Origin of the sequence: Actinoplanes awajinensis subsp. mycoplanecinus (genome assembly GCF_001509495.1) — a bacterium.
GTDB classification, from domain to species: Bacteria; Actinomycetota; Actinomycetes; order Mycobacteriales; family Micromonosporaceae; genus Actinoplanes; species Actinoplanes palleronii.
Window position 1 is genome coordinate 181,425 of the sequence record NZ_LLZH01000306.1, and the last position, 22,057, is coordinate 203,481.

The window sequence follows — 22,057 nt, forward strand, 5'->3', positions numbered from 1 at the left end:
AGACACCCCGGAGAGCCCCACCGCCTGCCGGGGTCAGGGCTGCTGGTGCAGGAACCGTTCGATCCGGCGCAGATCGCGGGCGCGCAGACCACGGCCGGCGTCCGGGCTGATCAGCAGGGCGCCGCCGGTGGCCGCCCACGGGGTGCAGACGTCGGCGTGCACGTCGATCTCCACGTCGTCGGTCCAGATCAGGCGCCGACCGGCGGCGATCACCCGCTGGGCGGCGGCGAGCTTCGCCCGGGAAGCGTCCGGGCCGGTGAACGGCTCGGTGAAGGCGCGCGGCAACTCCGGCAGGCCGAGCGCCTGTTCCAGGGCGGCGGCGTCGCTGCACCAGGTGCTGCACCAGGTCACCTCGGCCCGGCCGGTCACGTGCAGGCGGCCGATCGCGGCGATCAGGCGTGGCTCGTAGCGGATCCGATAGTCGTAGGCGTCCGCAGTGGAGTAGACCTGGATGACGCGGGGCGCGGAGTACCAGCCGGCGCGGTAGGCGTTCAGCACGCCGTCGACGTCGAGCAGCCACACGGGCGGGTCCGGGGTCACGGCGTATGAACGTACGGGAAAAGTGCGGCCCGGCGGAGAAGCGGTCCTCAGCTGAGGCTGTTGCCGCTGATGGCGGATGCCAGGACGGTGGCGAGCCCGCCGCCGACGACCGCGGCGGCCAGGCCGACGCTGGCGGACTTCCACGCCGTGGTGGCGAAGCGCAGGCCGAACGCGACGACGATGCTCAGCGCCAGCGAGATGCCGAACTGCGGGGCGGCGCTGGCCAGGGTCTTCAGGGCGTTGGTGCGCTGGTCGGAGTTGAGCAGGAACATGCCGAGGACGAAGAGGACCAGGGGCACGCCGTACCAGACGACGGTGTAGCCGACCGCGGCCAGCGGGCTGCTGGACTTCTCTTCGTCCTCGTCCTCGTCCGGGTTGAGCAGGTCACTCTGCTTGCCGGAGAGCACACCGCTGCTGACCGGGCGGCGCTCGTAGGAGCCGGTGCTCTCGAACAGCGCGCTGCTCACGCCGCGGCGCGGCGGCCAGACGTTGTCGGCGTCCGGGGCGTCTGCCTGCGGCGTGCCGATCAGCGAGGTGGCGCCCATCGCCAGGTTCGCGTTGCCGGCGACCGCGGCTGACCCGTTCGGCCGGAACGGCGGGAAGCTGGAGGTGCTGAAGCGCTGCGCCTCGCCGTCGCCGACCTCGGCGCTCAGCTCGCGGCGCCAGTCGTCGGGGGCCGGTGCTTCGCCGGTCGCGCGGTACCCGGTGCTGCCGGCGGCCGGTGCGGCGCCGGAGGTGGGCGCCGCGCTCATGTCGGCCCGCCAGTCGGCGCCGGCGGTGGCGCGGTACCCGGCCGCACCCGAGATGGGAGCGGTGGCGGTGCCGGCCGTGAGGTCAGCGCGCCAGTCGGCGGCGGGTACCGGGGGGATGGCGGCGACCGCGGTCGCGCCGGCGGTCAGGTCGGCGCGCCAGTCGGCGCCGGGTGCTGCCGGGGCCGGGGCGGCCGGGGCTGCGCCGCCGCCGTTCAGCTCGGCGCGCCACTCGTTGCCGGGCGTGGCGGTGGCGCGGTAGCCGGAGACCGGCGCGGCGCTGGTGGTGACCCCGCTGCCCCCGTTGAGGCCGGACCGCCAGTCGGTGTCGGGCGTGGCGGCGGCACGGTAGCCCGCGGCGCCGGAGACCGGTGCCGCGGTGCTGCCGGTGAGGTCGGCACGCCAGTCCGCGCCGGGCTCGGCGCGAGGTGCGGTGCCGCCCGAGGCTGCACCGGTGGTGGGGGCGTCGCTGTCGGCGTTGGCGCGCCAGCCGCCCCCGTCCGGCGCGCCGCCGTTGCTGTAACCGGTATCCGGGTCGGCGCCGCGGCGATAACCGCCGCTGCCCTGCCCTGAGCCGTTCCGTCCGGGTGCTGGGCCGCTGCCGTCGTTCCACGAGCCTGGCGGCCGCCGATCGTCGCGGCCACGGCCGCCACCACCGCCGAAGGGCGGATCGTCGCGGCCGTCATAGCCACGGCCGCCGCCGTACGGTGGCTCGTCCTGATCGTCGCGACGGCGCGGAAGCCCGAAGCCGTCCGGTCCGGGCATCTCCGGTCCGCCGGCCTGGTCGGACCAGGACGACGGGCCGGCCGGCAGCTCACGCTGCGCGCCGTAAGGAGGTTTGCGCGGGTCGACGCCGTAGCCGTTCGGCTCCTCGCGCCGGGTCGGGCCGGCCGGCAACGCCCGGGCGCTGCTCACCCGGCGCTGGTCGCCCCAGGACGAGCCGTCGGGCTCGGGACCGCCGTAGCCGGGCGCGCCGGATCGACGGCCGCCACGACCGGTGTCGGACCAGCCGGAACCCTCCGGATCCGGGCCGCCGTAGCCGGGTGCGCCGGATCGGCGCGGGCCGTCCTGCTCGGGGTTGCCGTAGCCGGGTGCGCCGGATCGGCGCTGGTCACGGCCGCCACGATCCGGCTCGGGGCCGCCGTAGCCACCCTGACCCGCACCGTTGTAGCCGCCCTGAGCGGGGCCGCCGTAGCCGTTCTGCTCGGGACCGCCGTAGCCGTTGGGCTCCGGGTCGCCGTAGCCGTTCTGACCGGCGTCGGCGTAGCCGGACCGACGCGGGGCACGGTCGGGCTCGGCCCAGCCGGCCGGCTCCTGGGCGCCGTAGGCCGACTGGCGCGGAATGCGATCGGTCTCGGGCCACGGCGAACGGCCGGCGGGCAGCTCACGAGGCTGCTGAGCGCCATAACCGGGCTCGGCGTAGCCGGACTGCTCGCCGCGGCCGTCGGAGCGTCCTGCGGGCAGCTCACGCTGAGTTCCCTGGCGGGGCGGCATCGGGCCCTGGCGCCAGCCACCGGTGGCGTAGTCGTCCTCCGGACCGCCGCGAGCCTGACGGCCCGGCCAGCCTTCCGGTTCCGGGTCCGCCGCGCGGCGGCGGCCTGCGCCGTTGTCCGAGCCAAAGCCATTTTGGTACGGGTCGGAAGCGTCCCGCCCCGGCTGACCGCCGTCCGGCGAATATCCCTCGCCGCGGAAGCGGCCGGAAGCGTAAGGATCGGGCTGGTCAGCGCCGTTCCAGGGTGTGCCGCCACCGTTCGGCACGGCACTGCGCGGTGTTGCCGGACCGGGCATCGCACCGCTGTTCGACCAGCCACCCTCGCCGGCGGGCATCGCACTGCGCGGCGCGGCCGGACCGGGCATCGCACTGCGCGGCGCGGCCGGACCGGGCATCGCGCTGCGCGGAGCGGGCATGGCACTGCGCGGCGCCGGGCCGGGCATCGCGCTGCGCGGCGCCGGGCCGGGCATGGCGCTGCCGGGCAGCGGGCCGCCGGGCACCCCGCCGACCGGGCCGGCGGGCTCGTCGCGCTGGCCGCGTCGTCCGCCGCCACCGTCCCAACTGGCCGGCTCGGCCTGCGGCGGCTCCACGGTGCCGCCCGGCTTCTGCTGGTCACGGCGGGCCGCCTCGGCACGCCAGGCAAGCACGCGCGGGTCGTCCTCGGCCCGGCTCCACTGGCCGGTGTCCGGGTCCCGGGTCCAGCTGCTGGTGTCCTGCTCGGCGTCCCAGGACGAGGTGTCCTCGCGCCAGTTCGTCGGGTTCGCGTTGTAGCGCTTCGGCCGGCCCTCGCCGCGCTGCTGCTCAGGCACGCTGCGCTGGCGTTCGGGCGCACCGCCCGGGCCGCCGCGCATGCCGCTCTGCTCGCCACGCGGGCCGCTTTGCTCGCCGCGCATACTGCTCTGCTCGCCGCGCATGCCGCCGGGCTCGCCGCGCATGCCGCCTTGCTCGCCGCGCTGCTGGTCGGGGAAGCCGGTCTGGTCGATGCGCAGACTGCTCTGGTCGACGCGCGGGCCACCCTGATCGCCGCGCTGCCGGCCGGGCAGACCGCGCTGCTCACCGCGCTGACGCTCGGGGAAACCGGTCTGGTCGATGCGCGGGCTGCTCTGGTCGGCGCGCTGGCGCTGGGGCAGGCCACCGGAGGCGGCGGCGCTGTCGTCCCGGATCCGGCCACTGACACCGGGCGCCGGGGCCTCGTCGGGCGCGGGGCGGCGGGACAGACGGGTGGAGGACTCCGGACGTACGCCGTACCGAATAGGGGTTTGTCCGCCGCGCTCGCCGTAAGCGGCGCCGGAATCCTGAGCGGGCTGCCCCGGATAGCCGTTCTGCCCGGCATAACCGTTTTGCTCGGTGGCGTAGCCGGTGGGCTGCTCCGGAACGAGACCGCGGCGCGGGGTCTCCGGATAACTCGCCTGGTCAGCCTGGTAACCGCGCCGGGCGGACCGGCTGCCCCAGGACGGGCCGGGCGCGCCCGGATCGCCGGACTGCGCACCCGGGCCGAGTTGCATGCTGCCGGTGTCGGTGTGATCGGCCCAGTCGTCCTCGGACGAGGTGCCGGACCAGCCGCTGCCGCCGGAGGGCTGACCATCGGGCTCGGGCGCACGCCGACGGCCGCGCCGGGTGGACCACTCCGGGTCGGTGCCACGGCGCCAGGCGGCCCGGTCGTCCTCCCGGACGAAGTGCCGGCCGTCGTCGCGCGGACCGGCCTGCCAGCCGGGGCCGTCGGGGCGCTCCCAGCCGCCGATGTCGGTGGTGTTCTCACCGGGCGAACGGCGGCTGTCGCTCCAGGACGGGGCTGCGGCGGCGCTCTCGGTGGACCAGGCGCCGCTCGCCGAGGCGGACGACGACCGGGAGTCGGACGGCTGCTGCCAGGACGGCGTGGCCGGCCGCGGGTCGGCGGACCGCTGCCAGGACGGCGTGGACGGCGGCTGCTGCGAGGACGGCTGCTGCCACGACGGGGTGGACGGCGGCTGCTGCTGGGACGGCTGCTGCCACGACGGGGTGGACGGCGCGGACTGCTGCTGGGACGACGGCTGCTGCCAGGACGGCGTCTGGCCGGACTGCTGCCAGGACGGGGTCTGCTGACTCGGCTGCTGCCAGGACGGCGTCTGCGCGGGCGGCTGCTGCCAGGACGGCGTCTGCGAGCCCGAGCTGCTCCAGGTCTGCTCGACCGGGGTGGTCGCGGCCCGGCCGGTGTCCGCGTCGCGGCGCCAGGACGGGGTCTCCGACCAGCTGGACGAGATGTCCCGGCTGCTCTCCCGGTCGCGGCTGCCGTCGCGGCCGGAGCCGGACTCCAGGGCCGGGGTCGGCCAGGCGGTGCCGGAGATGGTCGGGCGGATCAGATCGGCGGCGGGGGTGCCGGGCGGCGCGTCGGCGGGGTCGTCGCCGGGCTGCCACGCCTCGGTGGTGGAACGCCACACGTGCGAGCCGGTGGACGAGCGCCACTCGGTGGTCTGCCGCCAGCGTGCGCCGGTGGCCCGCCACTCCGAGGTCTGGGTGCGCCAGCCGGCGCCGTCGGCCGGGAAGGTGGGCCGGCCGGTGGCCGCGACGTCGGACCAGCGGTTCGCCGGCTCGATGGCGTGACCGCCGCCACCGCCGGAATACGGCTCGAGGTCGCCCTGCTGGTCACCCTGCTGCGCCCACGCGTCCGCGCGGCGCTGCCAGGTGAGTGCTTCGGGGCTCGGCGTCATGCTGCCGGTGTCGGTCAGAGCCGACCAACTGGGCTCTGACTCGTTGATCTCCGGCTCTCGGGTGGGCCAAGGGTCCGCACCGCGCCGATCGCGCGACATGCGGGCACCGTAGTCCCACTCCCGTTGGTCCACCTGAAAAGGGTGACGTGCCGAAGGCGGAACCGCAACGCCTCACAGCGACAGCTTGCTCACCCGACCCGGTATTTTCCCAGATCTATCAGCTTTTCTGCCCTCCACAGGTCGCGTCCAGAAAAGTGCTGCTGAGACTCTTTCCCCAAGAGTTGTCCACATGGTGTGCACAGGCTTGCCCACAGCTGAGGGGGTCCTGTCCACAGGTTGTCCCAAGACTCGTCCACCGCGGCAGTTGGGCTGGTGGCAGCAGGGTTCGTACAGTGGTCCCGCCCTCTGATCGACCGCTCCGGCTGAACTTGAAGCGAGATCGGCCGAAGAGGTCGTACGGGGGCTGTTCGATCAGGATCGTGGCAGGGCCAACTAAGGGGGATGTCCCGGTGTCGATCACCGACGACGCACGACCGGAACCTCGTCCCTCATCTCAGCCGTCCGGGGGACCCCGAAACGGCGGCTCCGGCCGGTCCGAGTCGCCGAACGGCGGACAGTACGACAAGGCGCCGCCCCAGGACGTGGCCGCCGAGCAGGGCGTGCTGGGCGGCATGCTGCTCTCCAAGGACGCGATCGCCGACGTCGTCGAGATTCTCAAGACCAACGACTTCTACCGCCCGGTCCACGCCACCATCTACGACATCGTTCTCAATCTGTACGGACGGGGAGAGCCGGCCGACGCGCTGACCGTCGCGGCCGCCCTGGCCGACAGCGGGGACCTGCAGCGGATCGGCGGCGTGCCCTATCTGCACACGCTGATCGAGAGCGTGCCGACCGCGGCCAACGCGTCGTACTACGCCCGGATCGTCTCGGAGCGGGCGATCCTGCGCCGGGTGGTCGAGGCCGGCACCAAGATCGTGCAGCTGGGGTATGGCGCCGGCGGCAACGGCGGCCGCGACGTGGACGACATCGTCGACCTGGCCCAGCAGGCCATCTACGACGTGACCGAGAAACGGGTCAGCGAAGACTTCGCGGCGCTCGGCGACATGCTCCAGCCGACGCTCGACGAGATCGAGGCGGTCGGCGCCTCGGGTGGCGTGATGAGCGGTGTCCCGACCGGCTTCGCCGACCTGGACCGCCTGCTCAACGGCCTGCACCCCGGTCAGTTGATCATCGTGGCCGGTCGGCCCGGTCTGGGTAAGTCGACGGCGAGCATGGACTTCGCCCGGAACGCGGCGATCCGGCACGGTCACGCCAGCGCCATCTTCTCGCTGGAAATGAGCAAGATCGAGATGGTGATGCGGCTGCTCTCCGCCGAGGCGCGGGTGCCGCTGCACACCCTCCGTTCGGGACAGCTCTCCGACGACGACTGGACCAAGCTGGCCCGGCGGATGGGCGAGATCAGCGAGGCGCCGATCTTCGTCGACGACACCCCCAACATGAACCTCATGGAGATCCGGGCCAAGGCGCGCCGGCTCAAGCAGCGGCACAACCTGAAGCTGCTGGTCATCGACTATCTGCAGCTGATGTCCTCGCCGAAGAAGACCGAGAGCCGGCAGCAGGAGGTCTCCGAGCTCTCCCGTGGTCTGAAGCTGCTGGCCAAGGAGATCGAGTGCCCGGTGATCGGGGTGAGCCAGCTGAACCGTGGCCCCGAGCAGCGCACCGACAAGCGGCCCCAGCTGTCCGACCTGCGTGAGTCCGGCTGTTTGACCGCGGAGACCCGAGTGCTCCGCGCGGACACCGGTGCGGAGACCACCATGGGTGAGCTGTTCGCCAGCGGAGCCCGGGACGTTCCGGTGTGGGCGCTCGACGAGCGCCTGAAATATGTGCGCCGACACCTCACCCACGTGTTCACCACCGGTGAGAAGCCCGTGTTCCGGATGCGGTTGGCGTCCGGGCGAGAGATCCGTGCGACCGCGAACCACCCCTTCCGCACCTACGACGGGTGGACCTCCCTGGGTGATCTGTCGGTCGGGCACCGGATTGCCGCGCCGCGCCACGTCTGCGCACCTGACCAGGTCACCGAGTGGGCCGACCGGCAGGTTGTCCTGCTGGCCCACCTTCTAGGGGACGGGTCGATGCTTCCCCGGCAGTCGATGCGGTATGCCAGCACCGACGAGGCGAACCTCGAGGCGGTGCGCGATGCCGCGACTCACTTCGGGATCACTGCCGCTCGGGACGACTATCCCCAGGCCAAGTGCACGACGCTGCGGCTCGTCGCGCCCTATCGGCTCACTCACGGCAAGCGGAATCCCGTCGCGGAGTGGGTCGACTCGCTCGGTTTGTTCGGCAAACGCAGCCACGAGAAATTCGTACCGCCGGAGGTGTTCAGCCTCCCGAAGGAGCAGATCGCCCTGTTCCTGCGGCACTTGTGGGCGACCGACGGGTCGGTGTGGATCAAGAAAGACGGTGCCGATGGCCCGCTGGGCAGGATCTACTACGCCTCCACCAGCCGCCGGCTCGTCGACGACGTGGCCCGCCTGCTCTGGCGGTTCGGGATTCAATCGCGGCTGAAGACGGTCCGCAAGGCCGGCTATCGAGACGGCTATCAGCTGCACCTCTACGGTGCTGGTGACCAGGAGGCATTCTGCCGCGTCATCGGCGTTCACGGGGCACGTGGCGTGGCGGCCGAGCTGCTGCGCCAGCGGCTGCTGGGCGTGAAAGCCAATACGAACGTCGACACCATCCCCCGGGCAGTGTGGGAGCGAGTCAGGGACGTCCTCGCTGAACGGCGGATGCCTCAACGTCAGTTCGCTGCCGCCATGGGGACGCAGTTCTCCGGAAGCACGATGTGGAAGCACAACCCGTCACGAGACCGCATCGCACGTGCCGCGGCGATCCTGGAGGACAACGAGCTGGAGATGCTCGCCACCAACGACGTCACCTGGGACGAGATCGTCGCCATCGAGCCTGACGGCGTGGAGACCGTTTACGACGCCACGGTCGCCGGAGCACACAACTTCATCGCCAATGGCATCGCCGTCCACAACTCGATCGAGCAGGACGCCGACGTGGTGATCCTGCTGCACCGTGACGACTACTACGACAAGGAGTCACCACGCGCCGGCGAGGCCGACTTCATCGTCGCCAAGCACCGTAACGGCCCGACGGACACGATCACGGTGGCGGCGCAGCTGCACCTGTCCCGCTTCGTGGACATGGCCATTTAGGACGGTTTGTGTTGGTGGGGCGTGGCCGGATGGCCGCGCCTCACCGGGCCTCACCGGGCGGCGCCGGAGCAGCAGCATCGGAGCGGCGGCGCCGCAGGGGCAGCGGGGCCGAAGCGGTGGCGCTGGAGCGGCGGGGCCGCCGTGGGACGCTGGAGCGGCGGGGCCGCAGAGGGCGGCGCGGCCGCAGGGGAGGCGCTGGAGGGGCGGCGCTGGGCGGTGGCCGGTCAGGCGGGGTCGTCTGGCGGGCGGTGGGTGGTGACCAGGCGTTCGACCTGACGGTGTTTGCCGGCGGAGGCGTGCTGGACCGTCTCGACGATGACCCGGGCCAGGGTTTCGACGTTCCACTCGCGGCAGGCCTGATGGTCTAGCTGGAGCCCGATGAGCTCACCGTCGGCGTTCACGGTCGCCCGGACGGCGCCGTCCGAGGACTCCGCGCTCACCTGCATGGTGGCGAGGCTGCGCTGTAGTTCGTCCACTCCGGAGCGTAGTTCTTCGTACCGGCCGTAGACGTCTTCGAGATCGTTCCGCAGGGCCTGACTTGCCGCGCGATCAGCGGTTTCAGTCACGGTTCTTCCTCCGTTCGCCGCGACAGGGGGCGACGTGACAATACCCAAGATCCGCGACGTTGCGTATTCCAATGACTTCGTAACGCGAACGAAAAGAGAGAGCTATCGAAATAGCTCACTTTTAAGTGACGGATCGACTCCGTTTTGTGGTCACTGAGCGTGATCAATGCCACTGTGGCTGGTCGGCGGTCTTGTCGGTGATGCGACGGCCGGAGTCAGTTGCCGCTGGTCGCGGTGCCGGGCACGAGAGGGGTGGCCGCGCGGGCGCTGAGGGCCGCATGGTTGCTCTCGGTCAACGGCGGTCGAGGGCGGCCGAGAGGTGCGCGTCAGTGACGTCGCCGGGCCGTCCCAATTCGCGGGCGGTTCCGTAACACCGATGAGATGTCGATGGTGGCGCTCGCCGCGCCCGTCGCCGAATCGGCTGGTAGCGGCCCTACCGATCAGCGGCCGGCGAGATCCGAATGGTTCAGGGCCGCCTCGGCGATCAGGGTGGGGAGAAAGTCGGGAATGACCGGAACAAGACCCTGAGTGAAGATCCGCCGCGACGGCCGCCTGAACGCGCGACGACCTGCCCCGGCCGGGCCGCGACGACCGGCACGGTCTGGCCGGGACGCGACGGCCGACCAGGTCTGGACGCGCGACGACCCGCCCCGGCCCGGGGGAACCGGGCTGGAGCGGGTCGGTCAGCAAATGAGCAGGACTACCGAACGAGAGCGATCAGTCGAACAGGTCGTGGAGGAAGCCCCGGCGACGGTAGTGGCCGTGGTGCTGGCGGTAGTGGCCGTGGTGTCCGTAACGCGGCGCGGCCGGCGGGTAGTGTGCGGCCGGCGGGTAGGCGACCGGCGGGGCGTGGTGAACCGGAGCGCCGTAGGGCGGCGGGGGCGGCGGAGCATACCCACCGTGGCCGCCGTGCGGCTGCTGCTGCGGCGGCGGGGGCGGCGGCGGGGTGTGCGAGGCAGGGCCCGGCGCCGACGAAGAACGGTTGAAGTTGGCCTCAGCGGTGAAGAGTTTTTCCAGCTCGCCACGGTCAAGGAAGATGCCGCGGCATTCCGTGCACTGGTCGATCGTGACGCCGCTGCGCTCGTAGACCCGCATCTCACCGTGGCACTTGGGACAGGTCATCTGCATCTCATTGACGGTACAAGGCTGTGTCATCCGATGGGGCGGAAGAACCTGTGCGCTTTCTGTGGACCAGCCAGAAGGGGACCACTCTGCAGGACAGGATGAAGGGCCGGCGTCCAGAGCAGCAGCGCCACCGGGTAGAGCAGGTACCCGAACCGGGTGGTGGGCATCAGCAGGATCGCGGCGAGCAGACCCCACCCGCAGAACAGCGCGGCGGCGCCGGCGTCCCGGGGCGGGTGGCGCACCAGCCGCCACGCGATCACCAGGGCCGCGACGCCGAGCAGCCCGGCGGCCAGGACGCGTCCGCCGGGCAGGTTCTCGGCGATCAGGTAGCCGGGGAACGGTGACTGCGCCGGGCTGGTCACCAGGCCGTGCCCGAGCGGGAACCGGAGCACGTTCTCGATCAGCGAGTCCGCGTTCACCAGCAGCGGCGGGAGCAGGGCCAGGATCGGCAGGCCGAGCGCGAACGGAAGCAGGCGACGGCCCCGGCCGTTGACCACGGCCAGCACGACCAGCACCGCGACGACCGGGAAGGCGAACAGCTTGGCGGACGCGGCAAGACCGACCGCGACACCGGACCAGCCGAATCGACCGCCGGCGGCCAGGGCCAGCGCGAGCAGGCACAGTGCGAGCACCGGGATGTCGTCGCCGCCCGTCGCCAGGGTCAGCGCGGTCACCGGGAGGACGGTTGCCGCCTGGATCGCCCGTACCGGAAAGGGGTTGCAAAAACGCAGGGCCGTGACCAGGGCGACCACCGTGACCACCGCGAACCAGATCCGCGCGTCGGTCCACCAGTGGTCACCGGCGAACGCCCGCGGCAGGCCGAAGATCGCCATGCCGGGCTGGTACGGCCGGTAGCCCATCAAGCGCTCGTCGAGCGGAATCGCGGCGATCTCGGCGCGACTCAGGTACGGCGTCCCGTGCTCCAGCAGCGACCGGCCCATCGACTCGACGACCAGCACCTCTTCCTGCGCCCGGTCGGTACGCCCGCCGGCCCGCTGCACCGCCTCCACGACCAACGGCACCAGCGCGACAGCCGACCAGGTCAGCCACGTCAGCCCGGCCCGGAAGCGATCCGCGGCGAACGCGGTACGGCGCAGCAGCATCTGCCCGAGCACCAGCAGCGCGGCGGCCAGATAGCCCCACGCGGCGATCAGCCCCCAGGCCCGATGCGGCAACAGCGTCGACGTCAGCCCGGTGACCAGGGCGAACGTGGCCGAGATCAGGTACAGCCCCAAGTCGGCCGCCAGTCCACCGGCCGCCCGGTCGATGCGCCCGAGCAGTCCGCCGGCGGGTTGTGTCACGCCGGCAAGTGTGGCAGAGAAGATCTCCCTGGCCCGGCCGACCTGCGGACCGGCATCCGCACCACCGACCCGGCATCGTGCAGCGCCGATGCCAGCACGCCGGGCCGCCCGCCGGACCCGCGCTGCAGCGTGCCGAGGAACCGGGCCGCGGACAGCGGCCGGGCGAACAGGTGACCCTGACCGGCCGTGCAACCCAGCGCCCAGAGCGCCCGCCGCTGCGGCTCGCTCTCCACGCCCTCGGCGACGACCGTGAGGTGCAGGTTGCGGGCCAGGTCGACGGTGGTCCGGACGACCGCGGCCGCCTCCGCCGAGGTCTCCACGGATGCCACGAACTCGCTGTCGATCTTGAGTTGGTGCACCGGGATGCGGGAGAGCACGGAGAGCGAGGAGACCCCGGTCCCGAAGTCGTCGACGGCCAGCCGGACCCCGGCGTTGCGCAGCTCGGCGAGCACCCGTTCGACCACGTCGAGCTGGCTGATGGTGAGGGTCTCGGCGAGTTCCAGGACCAGCTGACCGGGTGACACGTCGTGGCGTTCGAGCCGGGCCAGCACGGCGGCCGGGAAGTCCGGGTCGAGCAGGCTGCGCGGTGACACGTTCACCGCCACCGGCAGGTCGAACCCGGCCGCCCGCCAGCTCTGCATGGCCAGCAGCGACTGCTCCAGCACGGCGTCGGCGAACGCCGGCAGCTGACCGGACCGCTCCACCGTCTCGAGGAACTGCACGGTGGTGAGATCACCCTGGTCGGGGTGGTGCCAGCGGGCCAGGGCCTCGGCCGAGACCACCTCGCCGCTGCCGAGATCGACGATCGGCTGGAAGTCCACGGTGAACTCGTGCTCGCTTACCGCCCGGCGCAACTCGCCGGTGAGCATCAGCCGCTCGACGTCCGAGGTGTCCCGGGCGTGCGCGTAGATCATGGTCGGCTCGCCGGCGCGTTTCGCCTGGTACATGGCGATGTCGGCGCGCCGCATCAGCTCCTCGACGCTGCCGGTGCCGACGGCCAGCGCGATGCCGCCGGCCGCCTCGACGGTGATCCGCATGCCTTCGACCTCGATGCTGGGCTCGAGGGCGGCGAGCATCGCGGTGGCCCGGTGGTTGGCCAGGGCGGGGGTGGGCAGGCCGGTGAGCAGCACCGCGAACTCGTCGCCACCCAGCCGGGCGACCAGGTCGCCGGGCGGGGCCGCCTCGTCCAGCCGGCGGGCCACCTCACGCAGCACGTCGTCGCCGGCCGCGTGGCCCAACGTGTCGTTCACCTCTTTGAAGTGGTTCAGGTCGATGATCAGCAGGGCGACGAGGCCGTCCGGCGAGGTGTCCTGGCATCGGCGCTCGGCCTGTTCGTACAGGTGGCGGCGGTTGGCCAGGCCGGTGAGCGGGTCGTGTGCGGCGGCGTAGGCGTTCTCCGCCGCGATGCGTTCCAGCTCGGCGTACGCCTGCGCGTTGCGGATGGCGGTGCAGACGGCCGAGGTGAACGTACGCAATTTGTACTGCTCGAACTCGGTGAGCCGCACCGTCCCGCCGAACCGCAACCGCAGCACGCCCACCCGGGCCCCGCCCTCGTGCGCGACGAGATCCACAGTGGTCTCGTCGGCGCGGGCCGGTCCGATCGCGGGCGGGCCGTCGGCCAGCACGTGGTCCTCGGTGGCCCGGACGGTACGCCCGATGCCCCCGGTGGTCAGGTCGATGACCGCCTCGACGGCCGAGAAGATCTGTGCGGCGCGGGTCGTCGCGGAGTGCAGGACCTGGGTGAGGTCGACGGCGTTGAGCTCGTCGGTGGCCCGGGCCAGGCGCTGCCACGACTCGCGCTCCTCGCGGGTGCGGGAGCTGCGGGACTGCCACAGGTACATGCAAGCCACAACGAGCGGAGCGACCAGCAGGAGCAGCACGTTCGCGTCACTGGACAGCACCCAGAGCACCAGCAGGGTGGCACCGAGCTGGCCGAGGTACCCGATGACCTTGCCGATCCAGTTGCGCCGGGCGGCCGCCAGCACGCTGGTGCGGGTGCCGGTCGCCACCACCGGGATGAAGACCAGCTGGTCGACGAGGGTGAACACGGTGAGCGCGGCGACCAGCACCCCCACCGGGACGTACGGGTCGGTGACGCTCGGCTGGACCCCGTAGGCCGCGAAGATCGCGCCGGCCGCGCAGGCGGTCAGCGCCTCCTTGGCCACCGCGAAGACGGTCTTCTGCGCTCCGGCCCGGGTCAGCAGCCGGACGATGCCGACGCCGATCGCCGCGCAGAGCGCGACCCACGGTGTCGGCACGAGCGCCAGCCCGACCAGCACCGGCATCTCGGCCCAGGCCAGGCCGTCCACGCTGGACCGCACCCGGACCGAGACGCGGAAGCGGTAGGCCGCCGCCACGGTCAGGCAGAGCAGCGTCAGGACGGCGATCGAGGGGGTCGGCGCCGGGTGGTGGTGCAGGTAGGAGATCCACCAGGCCGAGGCGCCGAGCCCCAACACGACGACGAGACCGATGAGCAGCCGAAGCCGCCGATCGGTCGCGTCGTCGTTGAAGCTGGTGTCAGGCATGACATCCTTGTCGCCGAACGCAACTGAGCCGTAGCTCAGGGTTCCAGGCTATTCATCTGCGCCGTTTTGCGCATCACTGTGGTTCAGCCCCAGTCGCCGCTACGCATGGCGTTCTCCTCATCTCGACGTCGGTGGAATCCCCCGCGAACGGGTCCGGTTCCACTAACGAGCTGGCGTTCTCTTGTGTCGCGACGAGATCGAAGATAGGCGCGCGGCGGTCCGGTTTCTAGTGAATCGTGTCGTTTTGAGCATGATGCGGAAAGCGCTCAGCATTTCGTCACCGACAGTTTCCGAATGGCAACGGAAAGCGATGGTAATAAGTTCCGATTACTATTGTCATTCCACCTCGGCAGGGTCCCTGAGCAGTGGCGGAACTCTGCGAAGGCGGTATGGACAAAGTGTGAAGCCAATCGGGCGTTGATGCGAACGCGGTTACGTCGAACGCTCTATAAGCTCCCGGTATGCCCCAGGAAAAGCACCTGACGCACGTCGACGAGACCGGCGCCGCCCGGATGGTCGACGTGTCCGCCAAGGCGGTGAGCGTCCGCCGCGCGGTCGCGGCCGGCTCGGTCCGCACCACGCCCGCGGTGATCGAACTGCTCCGGGGCGAGAACCTGCCGAAGGGCGACGCGCTGGCGGTCGCCCGGCTCGCCGGGATCATGGGGGCCAAGCGCACCCCCGACCTCATCCCGCTCTGTCACCCGATCGGGCTGCACGGGGTCACTGTCGAGCTGGCGCTCGGCACCGACTCGGTGGAGATCACCGCGACCACCAAGACCGCCGACCGCACCGGGGTCGAGATGGAAGCGCTCACCGCGGTGGCCACGGCCGGCCTCACGATGATCGACATGATCAAGGCGGTGGACCCGGCGGCAAGCATCGAGTCGGTCCGGGTGCTCCGCAAAGAGGGCGGCAAGACCGGAGACTGGGTACGCCCGGAGGACCGGCCATGACGATCCGCGCCCGAGTGATCGTCGCGTCGAACCGGGCCGCTGCCGGGGTCTACGCCGACACCAGCGGCCCCCGCCTGGTCACCGGCCTGCGCGAACTCGGCTGCGAGGTGGACGAACCGGTCGTGGTCCCGGACGGCGACCCGGTCATCGAGGCGCTGCGTGCCGCGCTCGCGGACGGCGTGGACGTGATCCTGACCAGCGGCGGGACCGGGGTCACCCCGACCGACCGGACCCCCGAGGCGACCCGCGGGCTGCTCGACTTCGAGGTGCCGGGCATCGCCGAGGCGATCCGGGCGTACAGCCGCGACAAGGTTCCGGCGGCCGCGCTCTCCCGTGGCCTCGCCGGGGTGGCCGGCCGGACCCTGATCGTGAACCTGCCCGGCTCGACCGGCGGCGCCAAGGACGGTCTCGCCGTCCTGGGTCCACTCCTTGCACACACCGTCGACCAGATCCGCGGCGGCGACCACTAGCGCATTAGGCTCGACCGGTGAGTGCTGACGTGAACACCCCGGTCGGCTGGGAGCAGGCCAGGGAGCTGGCCTACCAGGCCGGTCTCGCCGCCTCGGCCGGCGCCGAGCGGATTCCCCTGACGGCCGGCGACGGCCGCACCCTGGCCGAGCCGTTGCGGGCGCTCACCGCGCTGCCGGCGTTCCCGACGTCGAGCATCGACGGCTGGGCGGTGCGCGGCACCGGCCCCTGGCGGCCGGTCGGCCGGGTGCTGGCCGGCGGCACGCCACCACCGCTGACCGAGGACGGTGTCTGCGTCGAGATCGCCACCGGCGCGATGGTGCCGGACGGCGCCGCCGCCCTGATCCGGGTCGAGGAGTCGGTCACCGGCGCGGACGGCCGGGTCACCGGCACCCCGCGGCCGATGCCGGAGTGGCGCCTGCCGGGGGAGGAGGCCGAGCTCGGCGAGGAGTTGCTGCCGGCCGGCGCGGCCGTCGACCCGGCCGTCATCGGGGTCGCCGCCACCTGCGGTTATGAGACCTTGACGGTACGGCCCGAGCCGCGTGCCGCCCTGCTCGTCTTCGGCGACGAGCTGCTCACCGCGGGGCCGCCCGGCGCCGGTCGGGTCCGTGACTCGCTCGGCCCGCAGGTGCCGGCCTGGCTGCGGCGCTACGGCGCGACGATCACCGCGGTGTCCGGCCCGGTCAAGGACACCCTCGACGCGCACCTGGACGCGATCCGCTCCGCGCTGGACACCGCCGACCTGGTCTGCACGACCGGCGGCACCATGCACGGCCCGGTCGACCACCTGCACCCGGCGCTGGCCGAGCTGGGCGCCGAATACCTGGTGAACACGGTCGGGGTCCGCCCCGGCTTCCCGATGCTGCTGGCCCGGGTCCCCGGCCCGGACGGCCGCCCGCGCTTCCTCGCCGGCCTGCCCGGCAACCCGCAGTCCGCGGTGATCGCCCTGATCAGCCTGGTCGCCCCGCTGCTCGCCGGGCTGGCCGGCCGCCCGTTCACCGGCGACCTGCCGCTGGTCGAGGCGGCTGTCCCGGTGCCCGGCCGCGGCCGCGACACGCACCTGGCGCTGGCCGCCCTGGACCCGACCGGCCGGACCGCCACCCCGGTCGGCCACGTCGGCTCGGCGATGCTGCGCGGCCTGGCCAACGCGCACGGCTTCGTCGTGGTCCGGCCCGGTGTCAAGGTCGCGGCCGGCGACCTGGTGCCCTTCCTGCCCCTTCCGTTGCTGCCCGGAGAGCGAGCATGACCACCGAGAACCGCACCAGCCCGGTGATCCTCGCCGAGGTGCTGGACACCCCGCTCGACCTGGCCGCGCACGAGGCCGCGGTCGCCGACCGGCGGGCCGGCGCGGTCGTCTCGTTCCAGGGCGTGGTCCGCGATCACGACCACGGGCGCGGCGTCACGCTGCTGGAATACGAGGGCCATCCGTCCGCGGCCGCGGTCCTGCGCGAGGTCGCCGAGGAGATCGCCGCCGACCCGGCGGTCTACGCGGTCGCGGTCTCGCACCGGGTCGGCGTCCTGCAGATCGGCGACGTGGCCCTGGTGGCCTCGGTCAGCACGGCCCACCGCGCGGCCGCGTTCGAAGCGTGCGGCCGCCTGGTCGACGAGGCCAAGGCCCGCCTCCCGATCTGGAAACGCCAGGTCTTCGCAGACGGCGCCGAAGAATGGGTGAACTGCCCATAACCATCTTCAACCCCCATTTGGTACGAATACCGAGCGCTAGTCCGCAGGCTACAAGCCAAGTCCCGCCCGTGAGGCCGACGCGAGGCCCGGCCCACCCCGGACCGCAGCGCGCCTCCCGTCGTCGGCTGGTTCACAGGGGTGCCTCCAGCCCTTGGAGACACCCCTCAGAGCCAGCCGCGGCCGTGAGCTGGGCTTTACCCGCGCGAGGCCGCGGCTTACCCGGGACCGCGGCGCGCCGCGAAGCCCTGGCTGGCTCTCAGGGGTGTGTCCGAGGTTCCGAGGCACCCCTGAGCGCCAGCTGCCCGTTTCTGGCTGGTGTTCAGGGGTGCCTCCCGGCCTTTGAGGCACCCCTCGGCGCCAGCCGGGGCACGGAGGCGCGCAGCGGTCCGGGGTGGCGGCGGCGTCGCGGTGGCCTCACGGGCGGGACTCGGCTTGTAGCCTGCGGGCGAGCGCTCCGTATTCGTACCAAATAGGGCGCTCGAGCCGACGACAACCTCGCGCCGGCGGAGGGTTGGCCGGGAGCTGACGACAACCTCGCGCCGGTGGAGGGGTCAGCCGCCGCGGGGGACTGGGATGGCGGCGGAGCGGCGGGCTGGGTGGCCGGGGCGCTGGGTGGTGGCTGGGGCTGGGCGCCAGGGTAGGGCGCTGACCAGGACGATCAGGGCTAGTGCGTATCCGTTGATGGCGAGCAGGTCGGCCGGGGCGGCGAGCAGGAGGGCGTAGCCGGAGATGGCGGCCGCGCCGAGGAGCGCCTCGCCGCGGCGGATCTTGCGGGTGCGGCGGATGTCGGTGCCACGGTGGATGGCGCCGTCGGCCAGCACCAGGACCGCCGGGACCAGCCAGATCAGCTCGGCCGGCGTGGTCATCGGGCCGAACGCCGCGGCGGCCATGCCGATCATCGTGAACGCGGCGACCTCGTCACCCTCGGCGTAGGCGGAGCGGGCCCGGATCAGCCCGACCGCCAGCAGCAGCACCCCGAACGACAGCCAGACCAGCACCGGCGGCGCCGGGAAGCCGTAGAGCCGGGCCAGCACGCCGGCCAGGGCCTGGTTGGCGGCGTCGTTGAGGGGCTCGGTCCGGTTCAGTTCCCAGAGCGTGTCGCCGAACCAGGTGATCGTCTCGCGCGGGGCGAACAGCAGCCCGGCGAGCGTGGTGGTGACCGCGGTGGTCAGTGCGGTCAGGGCGGCCCGGCGCTGCCGCAGCACGAGCAGACCGGCCAGGAAGAAGATCGGGGTGACCGCGAACGCGGCGGCCAGCCCGGTGCCGACGCCGGCCCAGGAACCGTCGGCCCAGGTCTGCCGGATCCGGTCGGCCAGCGGCAGGTGCCGGTCGGTGCGCCACCACTGGGCGCGGCGGGCCCGGCGCAACGCCACCAGGTCCGCCACCACGAGGCCGAACAGCAGCAGCTCCGGGCGCCCCTCGCCGAGCGCGGCCCGGACCGGTTCGGTGAGCAGGGCGAGCCCGGCCGCGGCGAGGACCAGTGGGGTGCGGCGGCGGCCGTACCGGCGGGCGATCGGGCCGGCCAGCACCACGGTGGCGAGCAGCAGGGCCGCGACACCGCTGAGGGCCAGGATCCAGCCGGCGGCGCGCAGCGGCAGGAGCACCAGGGGCGCGAGGAGGATGGCCAGTGCCGGAGGCAGCGCGGCTCCGGCTTGGCTGACCGGTTCGCGGTACGCGTACAGCTCCGCGCCGTGCAACCAGTCGCGGACGGCGGAGTGGGTGACGGCCAGGGTGCTCAGGCCGTACCGGGAAAGGGCGATCGCGATCAGCGCGAGGGTGCCCAAAACGCCCAGCGTGACCAGCGCGGACCTGCTTTGCGCAGCGCGAAGCGCGCGTCGTTGGATGACCGGCATGGCGCGACCCCCCGTCTCGTCCTCCGGGCACGGCACGGCCTGCCGCCGCAAGGGCGGCAGGTTTCGTTGCCGGGCGGAAGCGAGCTTAGAAGGCGCAGACCGTCCGTGCGGCCCCTCGTCCGCTTTAACGCAAAGGCCGCATTAAGGTTGTTATCTAGACAATTCGCACATGCGGTTCGCGCACAGGAGGTGCGTTTCGCGCCCGATTTTGATCAGCCGGGCAGCTTGCGGGCGGTGGCCGCCGAGAGCGCGGCGATCTTGGCTTCCCGCTTGGCGGTGCGCACCGCGCGCCGGGCCGACCGCCGGGACCGGTCCACCGCCTGGCTGAGCCGCCGCTGGCTGCGGTCCACCGCGTGGCTGAGCTCGCGCTGGCTGCGGTCCACCGCGTGACCGGCCCGATAGCGCAGGCTCGGCTCGCCCTCGGTGTCGGCCGCGGCGAGCAGCAGCCCGCCGAGCAGCCCCAGGTTCTTCAGGAAGTGGATCTGCTGGTCGGCGCGGCGGTCCTTCGGGACGGCCCAGAACGGGTGGCCGGCATACGTGGTCGGCACCAGCCCGGCGGCCAGCACCGCGGCGGCCGGCCGGGTGAAACGCCCGGTAGCCAGGGCCAGCCCGGCCAGCACGTCGGCGCCGGCCTTCAGCCGGACCAGCGTTTCCGCGTCCGAGGGCAGCCGGGGATCGGCCTTCTCCAGCAGCGGGGTGAGACGGTCGGTGACCCGGCGGGCGGCTTGGACCCGGGCCTCGCCGGGTTTGATCAGCACACGGACCCCGCTGATCACGAAGATCGAGGCGAGCATGGCTCGGGCGGCGGTGCGGACGGGCTTCATGAAATCCCTTATACCCGTTACCGCGTGGTCACACCGGCTGTGTTCTGAGGTAGCGGCCGAAATGCGGGACGGTGAAGGCCACGGTGCCGCGCTCGCCGGAATAGATGAGACCTTTTTTGATCAGGGCATCCCGGGCCGGCGACAGGCTGGCCGGCTTGCGGCCCAGCGACAGCGCGATCTCCGAGGTCGGCACGGCGGCGTCCATGTCGTTGCCGGGGTCGTTGGAGAGCGCCGCCATCGCCCGCATGTACTCCCGCTCGGCCGGGGTGGCCCGCTCGAAGCGCGAGCCGAAGAAGCCGACCGCCAGCTCGCTCTCCGCCTCCGGCGCGGCCATCCGGACGTCGTCCGCGGTCACCGGGGACTGCGGCGCGTGGTCCCAGGTCGCTTTTCCGTACGCCTGGACGAAATACGGATACCCGCCCGACTTCTCGTAGAGCAGGTCGAGCGCCTCCTGGTCGTAGTCCACGCCCTCCCGCTCGGCCGGCACACCGAGCGCCAGGTCGGCCGCGTCCCGATCGAGCCGGTCGATCCGTTGATACCGGAACAGCCGCTCGGAGTACGACTTGGCGGCGGACAGCACCGCGGGCAGGTGCGGCAGCCCGGCGCCCACCACGATCAGCGGCGCGCCCAGCTGGGAGAGCTCATGGCAGGCCGCGCAGAGCGCCGACACGTCGGTGCCGCTCAGGTCCTGCATCTCGTCGATGAACAGCGCGATCCCGGTGCCCACGTCGGTGGCGAGCGAGGCGACGTCGGTGAACAGCTCGACCAGGTCGATCTCGATGTCGCCGGAGTCGGCCCGGCCGCGCGCCGGCGGCACGTCGATGCCGGGCGTCCAGCGGTCCCGGATCTTGCCGTTCGGGTCGTTGGAGCGCAGCGCGAACGCCTTGAGCACGGCCAGCACCTCGTCGACCCGGTCCGGGTCGCGGTGGTGCGGGGCCAGCTCGCGGATCGCCATGTGCAGCGCGCCGGAGACCGGGCGGCGCAGCGACTGGTCGGGCCGGGCCTCGATCTTGCCGGTGCCCCAGAGCTGCCCGATCGCCGCCGAGCGCAGCGTGTTGAGCAGCACGGTCTTGCCGACGCCGCGCAGGCCGGTGAGGACCAGGCTGCGTTCCGGGCGGCCGCGGGCGACCCGCTCCAGGACGACGTCGAACGCGTCCAGCTCACGGCTGCGCCCGGCCAGCTCGGGTGGGCGCTGGCCGGCGCCGGGAGCATACGGGTTCCGCACCGGATCCACGGGTAGCACAGTATCGGGCCATCTAGGACGAACGCTAGAGATGGTTCGATATGACGCTCTACGTCTGTCTAGCTTTTGGGCTAGAGATCGCTAGACGGGGCCATACTCGCGGAGGCAGAGCACGAAGTCGACGTCGTCGTACTCGGTGTCGTAGTAGTACCACTTGGTGTAACCAGGCACTTTGCCGCACTTGGCGACGGCGTCCTTCTCACCCGTGGCCCGGCCGTCGATGCGCTTCAACACCTCGTAGGTGTTCGACGCGCACACCACGATCTGCAGGTCGGGCTCGGTGTTGGTGCCCTCGTTCCGGACGCACTGGCCCTTGGTGGCGAAGCGCGCGTCGGCACTGGTCTGCGGCCGGGGCACGGTCGCCGCCGCGGTGGACGTGGCGGCCACCGGGGACGTCGCGTCGTCGTTGCGGCTGAGCAGGAACCAGACCGTGGTGGCGAGACCACCGCCGACCATGACGCTGAGCACCGCGATCAGGGCGCCCAGGGCGAAGCCGCGCCGGTGCTGCGAGGGCGGCGGGGCAGGTGCCGGCTGCTGCGGGGCGGGCGCCGGTTGCTGCTGCCAGGACGGCTGCGGGGTGTACTGCTGCGGGGCGTCCCAGGCCGGGTCGGGCACGGCGCGGCCACTCTCGCCCCACGGGTCGGAGGGTTCCGCGTACGGCTCCTCGGGCCGCCCGCCGGACCAGGGCGGGCCGGAATACGGGCCGTCGTGCGACATCGCGGAATCCTCCTTTCTGGCTCTCGGGTGACGCTTTTGGGCGCTTACGCCGCCTGCCACGGTATCGTGCGCGGCCCGCCGCGACGGTGCGGGAATCGCCT

At 72.4% G+C, this 22,057-nt stretch carries 15 protein-coding genes; 5 read left to right on the plus strand and 10 right to left on the minus strand.

The annotated features are described in order from the left end of the window. Positions 1 to 33: 33 nt before the first annotated feature. Positions 34 to 540 (minus strand): hypothetical protein, encoded by a 507-nt coding sequence (locus ADL15_RS38325; protein ID WP_067702097.1) that lies wholly within the window; start codon positions 538 to 540, stop codon positions 34 to 36. Between the two features lie 47 nt (positions 541 to 587). Continuing rightward, positions 588 to 5,468 carry a hypothetical protein gene (locus ADL15_RS38330; protein WP_067702099.1) on the minus strand — a complete coding sequence of 1,627 codons (4,881 nt, stop codon included), beginning with the start codon at positions 5,466 to 5,468 and terminating at the stop codon, positions 588 to 590. A gap of 509 nt (positions 5,469 to 5,977) precedes the next feature. Here ADL15_RS38330 and ADL15_RS38335 point away from each other — a divergent pair. Then, positions 5,978 to 8,698 (plus strand): replicative DNA helicase, encoded by a 2,721-nt coding sequence (locus ADL15_RS38335; RefSeq protein WP_083972279.1) that lies wholly within the window; start codon positions 5,978 to 5,980, stop codon positions 8,696 to 8,698. Between the two features lie 224 nt (positions 8,699 to 8,922). On the opposite strand, the gene ADL15_RS38340 is transcribed toward ADL15_RS38335, so the two are convergent. The 4 genes from ADL15_RS38340 to ADL15_RS38355 form a co-directional block, all read right to left on the minus strand. Continuing rightward, positions 8,923 to 9,264: a YbaB/EbfC family nucleoid-associated protein gene (locus ADL15_RS38340; protein WP_067702105.1), complete on the minus strand. Its 342-nt coding sequence runs from the start codon at positions 9,262 to 9,264 to the stop codon at positions 8,923 to 8,925. Between the two features lie 717 nt (positions 9,265 to 9,981). After that, positions 9,982 to 10,392 (minus strand): TFIIB-type zinc ribbon-containing protein, encoded by a 411-nt coding sequence (locus ADL15_RS38345; protein WP_067702108.1) that lies wholly within the window; start codon positions 10,390 to 10,392, stop codon positions 9,982 to 9,984. 23 nt (positions 10,393 to 10,415) lie between these two features. Further along, positions 10,416 to 11,690, minus strand: a complete 1,275-nt coding sequence (locus ADL15_RS38350) for a glycosyltransferase 87 family protein (protein WP_232344798.1) — start codon at positions 11,688 to 11,690, stop codon at positions 10,416 to 10,418. After that, complete coding sequence (locus tag ADL15_RS38355) at positions 11,687 to 14,215, minus strand: putative bifunctional diguanylate cyclase/phosphodiesterase (protein ID WP_067702111.1); 2,529 nt, start codon at positions 14,213 to 14,215, stop codon at positions 11,687 to 11,689. The genes ADL15_RS38350 and ADL15_RS38355 overlap by 4 nt, the downstream gene beginning before the upstream one ends. Before the next feature lie 461 nt (positions 14,216 to 14,676). On the opposite strand from ADL15_RS38355, the gene moaC reads away from it, so the two are divergent. From moaC to ADL15_RS38375, 4 genes are read left to right on the plus strand one after another with little or no spacing between them, the layout of a single operon-like run. Continuing rightward, on the plus strand, positions 14,677 to 15,168 hold the full coding sequence (gene moaC, locus ADL15_RS38360) for a cyclic pyranopterin monophosphate synthase MoaC (RefSeq protein WP_067702114.1): 492 nt from the start codon (positions 14,677 to 14,679) through the stop codon (positions 15,166 to 15,168). After that, positions 15,165 to 15,638, plus strand: coding sequence for a MogA/MoaB family molybdenum cofactor biosynthesis protein (locus ADL15_RS38365; RefSeq protein ID WP_067702117.1), 474 nt, complete (start codon positions 15,165 to 15,167; stop codon positions 15,636 to 15,638). The genes moaC and ADL15_RS38365 overlap by 4 nt, the downstream gene beginning before the upstream one ends. 17 nt (positions 15,639 to 15,655) lie before the next feature. After that, positions 15,656 to 16,882 (plus strand): molybdopterin molybdotransferase MoeA, encoded by a 1,227-nt coding sequence (locus ADL15_RS38370; RefSeq protein WP_067702120.1) that lies wholly within the window; start codon positions 15,656 to 15,658, stop codon positions 16,880 to 16,882. Beyond that, entirely contained in the window at positions 16,879 to 17,319 is a 441-nt protein-coding gene (locus ADL15_RS38375) for a molybdenum cofactor biosynthesis protein MoaE (RefSeq protein WP_067702122.1), read from the plus strand. The genes ADL15_RS38370 and ADL15_RS38375 overlap by 4 nt, the downstream gene beginning before the upstream one ends. 551 nt (positions 17,320 to 17,870) lie before the next feature. Here ADL15_RS38375 and ADL15_RS38380 read toward each other — a convergent pair. The 4 genes from ADL15_RS38380 to ADL15_RS38395 form a co-directional block, all read right to left on the minus strand. Continuing rightward, entirely contained in the window at positions 17,871 to 19,103 is a 1,233-nt protein-coding gene (locus ADL15_RS38380) for a glycosyltransferase family 87 protein (RefSeq protein WP_232344799.1), read from the minus strand. Positions 19,104 to 19,384: 281 nt separating this feature from the next. After that, positions 19,385 to 19,996: a DoxX family membrane protein gene (locus ADL15_RS38385; protein ID WP_067702129.1), complete on the minus strand. Its 612-nt coding sequence runs from the start codon at positions 19,994 to 19,996 to the stop codon at positions 19,385 to 19,387. 28 nt (positions 19,997 to 20,024) lie between these two features. Beyond that, a complete protein-coding gene (locus ADL15_RS38390) occupies positions 20,025 to 21,230 on the minus strand; it encodes an ATP-binding protein (RefSeq protein ID WP_067702131.1) in 1,206 nt (401 codons plus the stop codon). A gap of 90 nt (positions 21,231 to 21,320) precedes the next feature. Next, on the minus strand, positions 21,321 to 21,956 hold the full coding sequence (locus ADL15_RS38395) for an LppU/SCO3897 family protein (protein ID WP_067702134.1): 636 nt from the start codon (positions 21,954 to 21,956) through the stop codon (positions 21,321 to 21,323). Between the last annotated feature and the right edge of the window lie 101 nt (positions 21,957 to 22,057).

Coding starts and splice junctions, on each gene's coding strand:
- ADL15_RS38330 (WP_067702099.1), bottom strand. CDS start 5,468: ATGACGCCGAGCCCCGAAGCACTCACCTGGCAGCGCCGCGCGGACGCG.
- ADL15_RS38375 (WP_067702122.1), top strand. CDS start 16,879: ATGACCACCGAGAACCGCACCAGCCCGGTGATCCTCGCCGAGGTGCTG.
- ADL15_RS38345 (WP_067702108.1), bottom strand. CDS start 10,392: ATGCAGATGACCTGTCCCAAGTGCCACGGTGAGATGCGGGTCTACGAG.
- ADL15_RS38355 (WP_067702111.1), bottom strand. CDS start 14,215: ATGCCTGACACCAGCTTCAACGACGACGCGACCGATCGGCGGCTTCGG.
- ADL15_RS38395 (WP_067702134.1), bottom strand. CDS start 21,956: ATGTCGCACGACGGCCCGTATTCCGGCCCGCCCTGGTCCGGCGGGCGG.
- moaC (WP_067702114.1), top strand. CDS start 14,677: ATGCCCCAGGAAAAGCACCTGACGCACGTCGACGAGACCGGCGCCGCC.
- ADL15_RS38385 (WP_067702129.1), bottom strand. CDS start 19,996: ATGAAGCCCGTCCGCACCGCCGCCCGAGCCATGCTCGCCTCGATCTTC.
- ADL15_RS38365 (WP_067702117.1), top strand. CDS start 15,165: ATGACGATCCGCGCCCGAGTGATCGTCGCGTCGAACCGGGCCGCTGCC.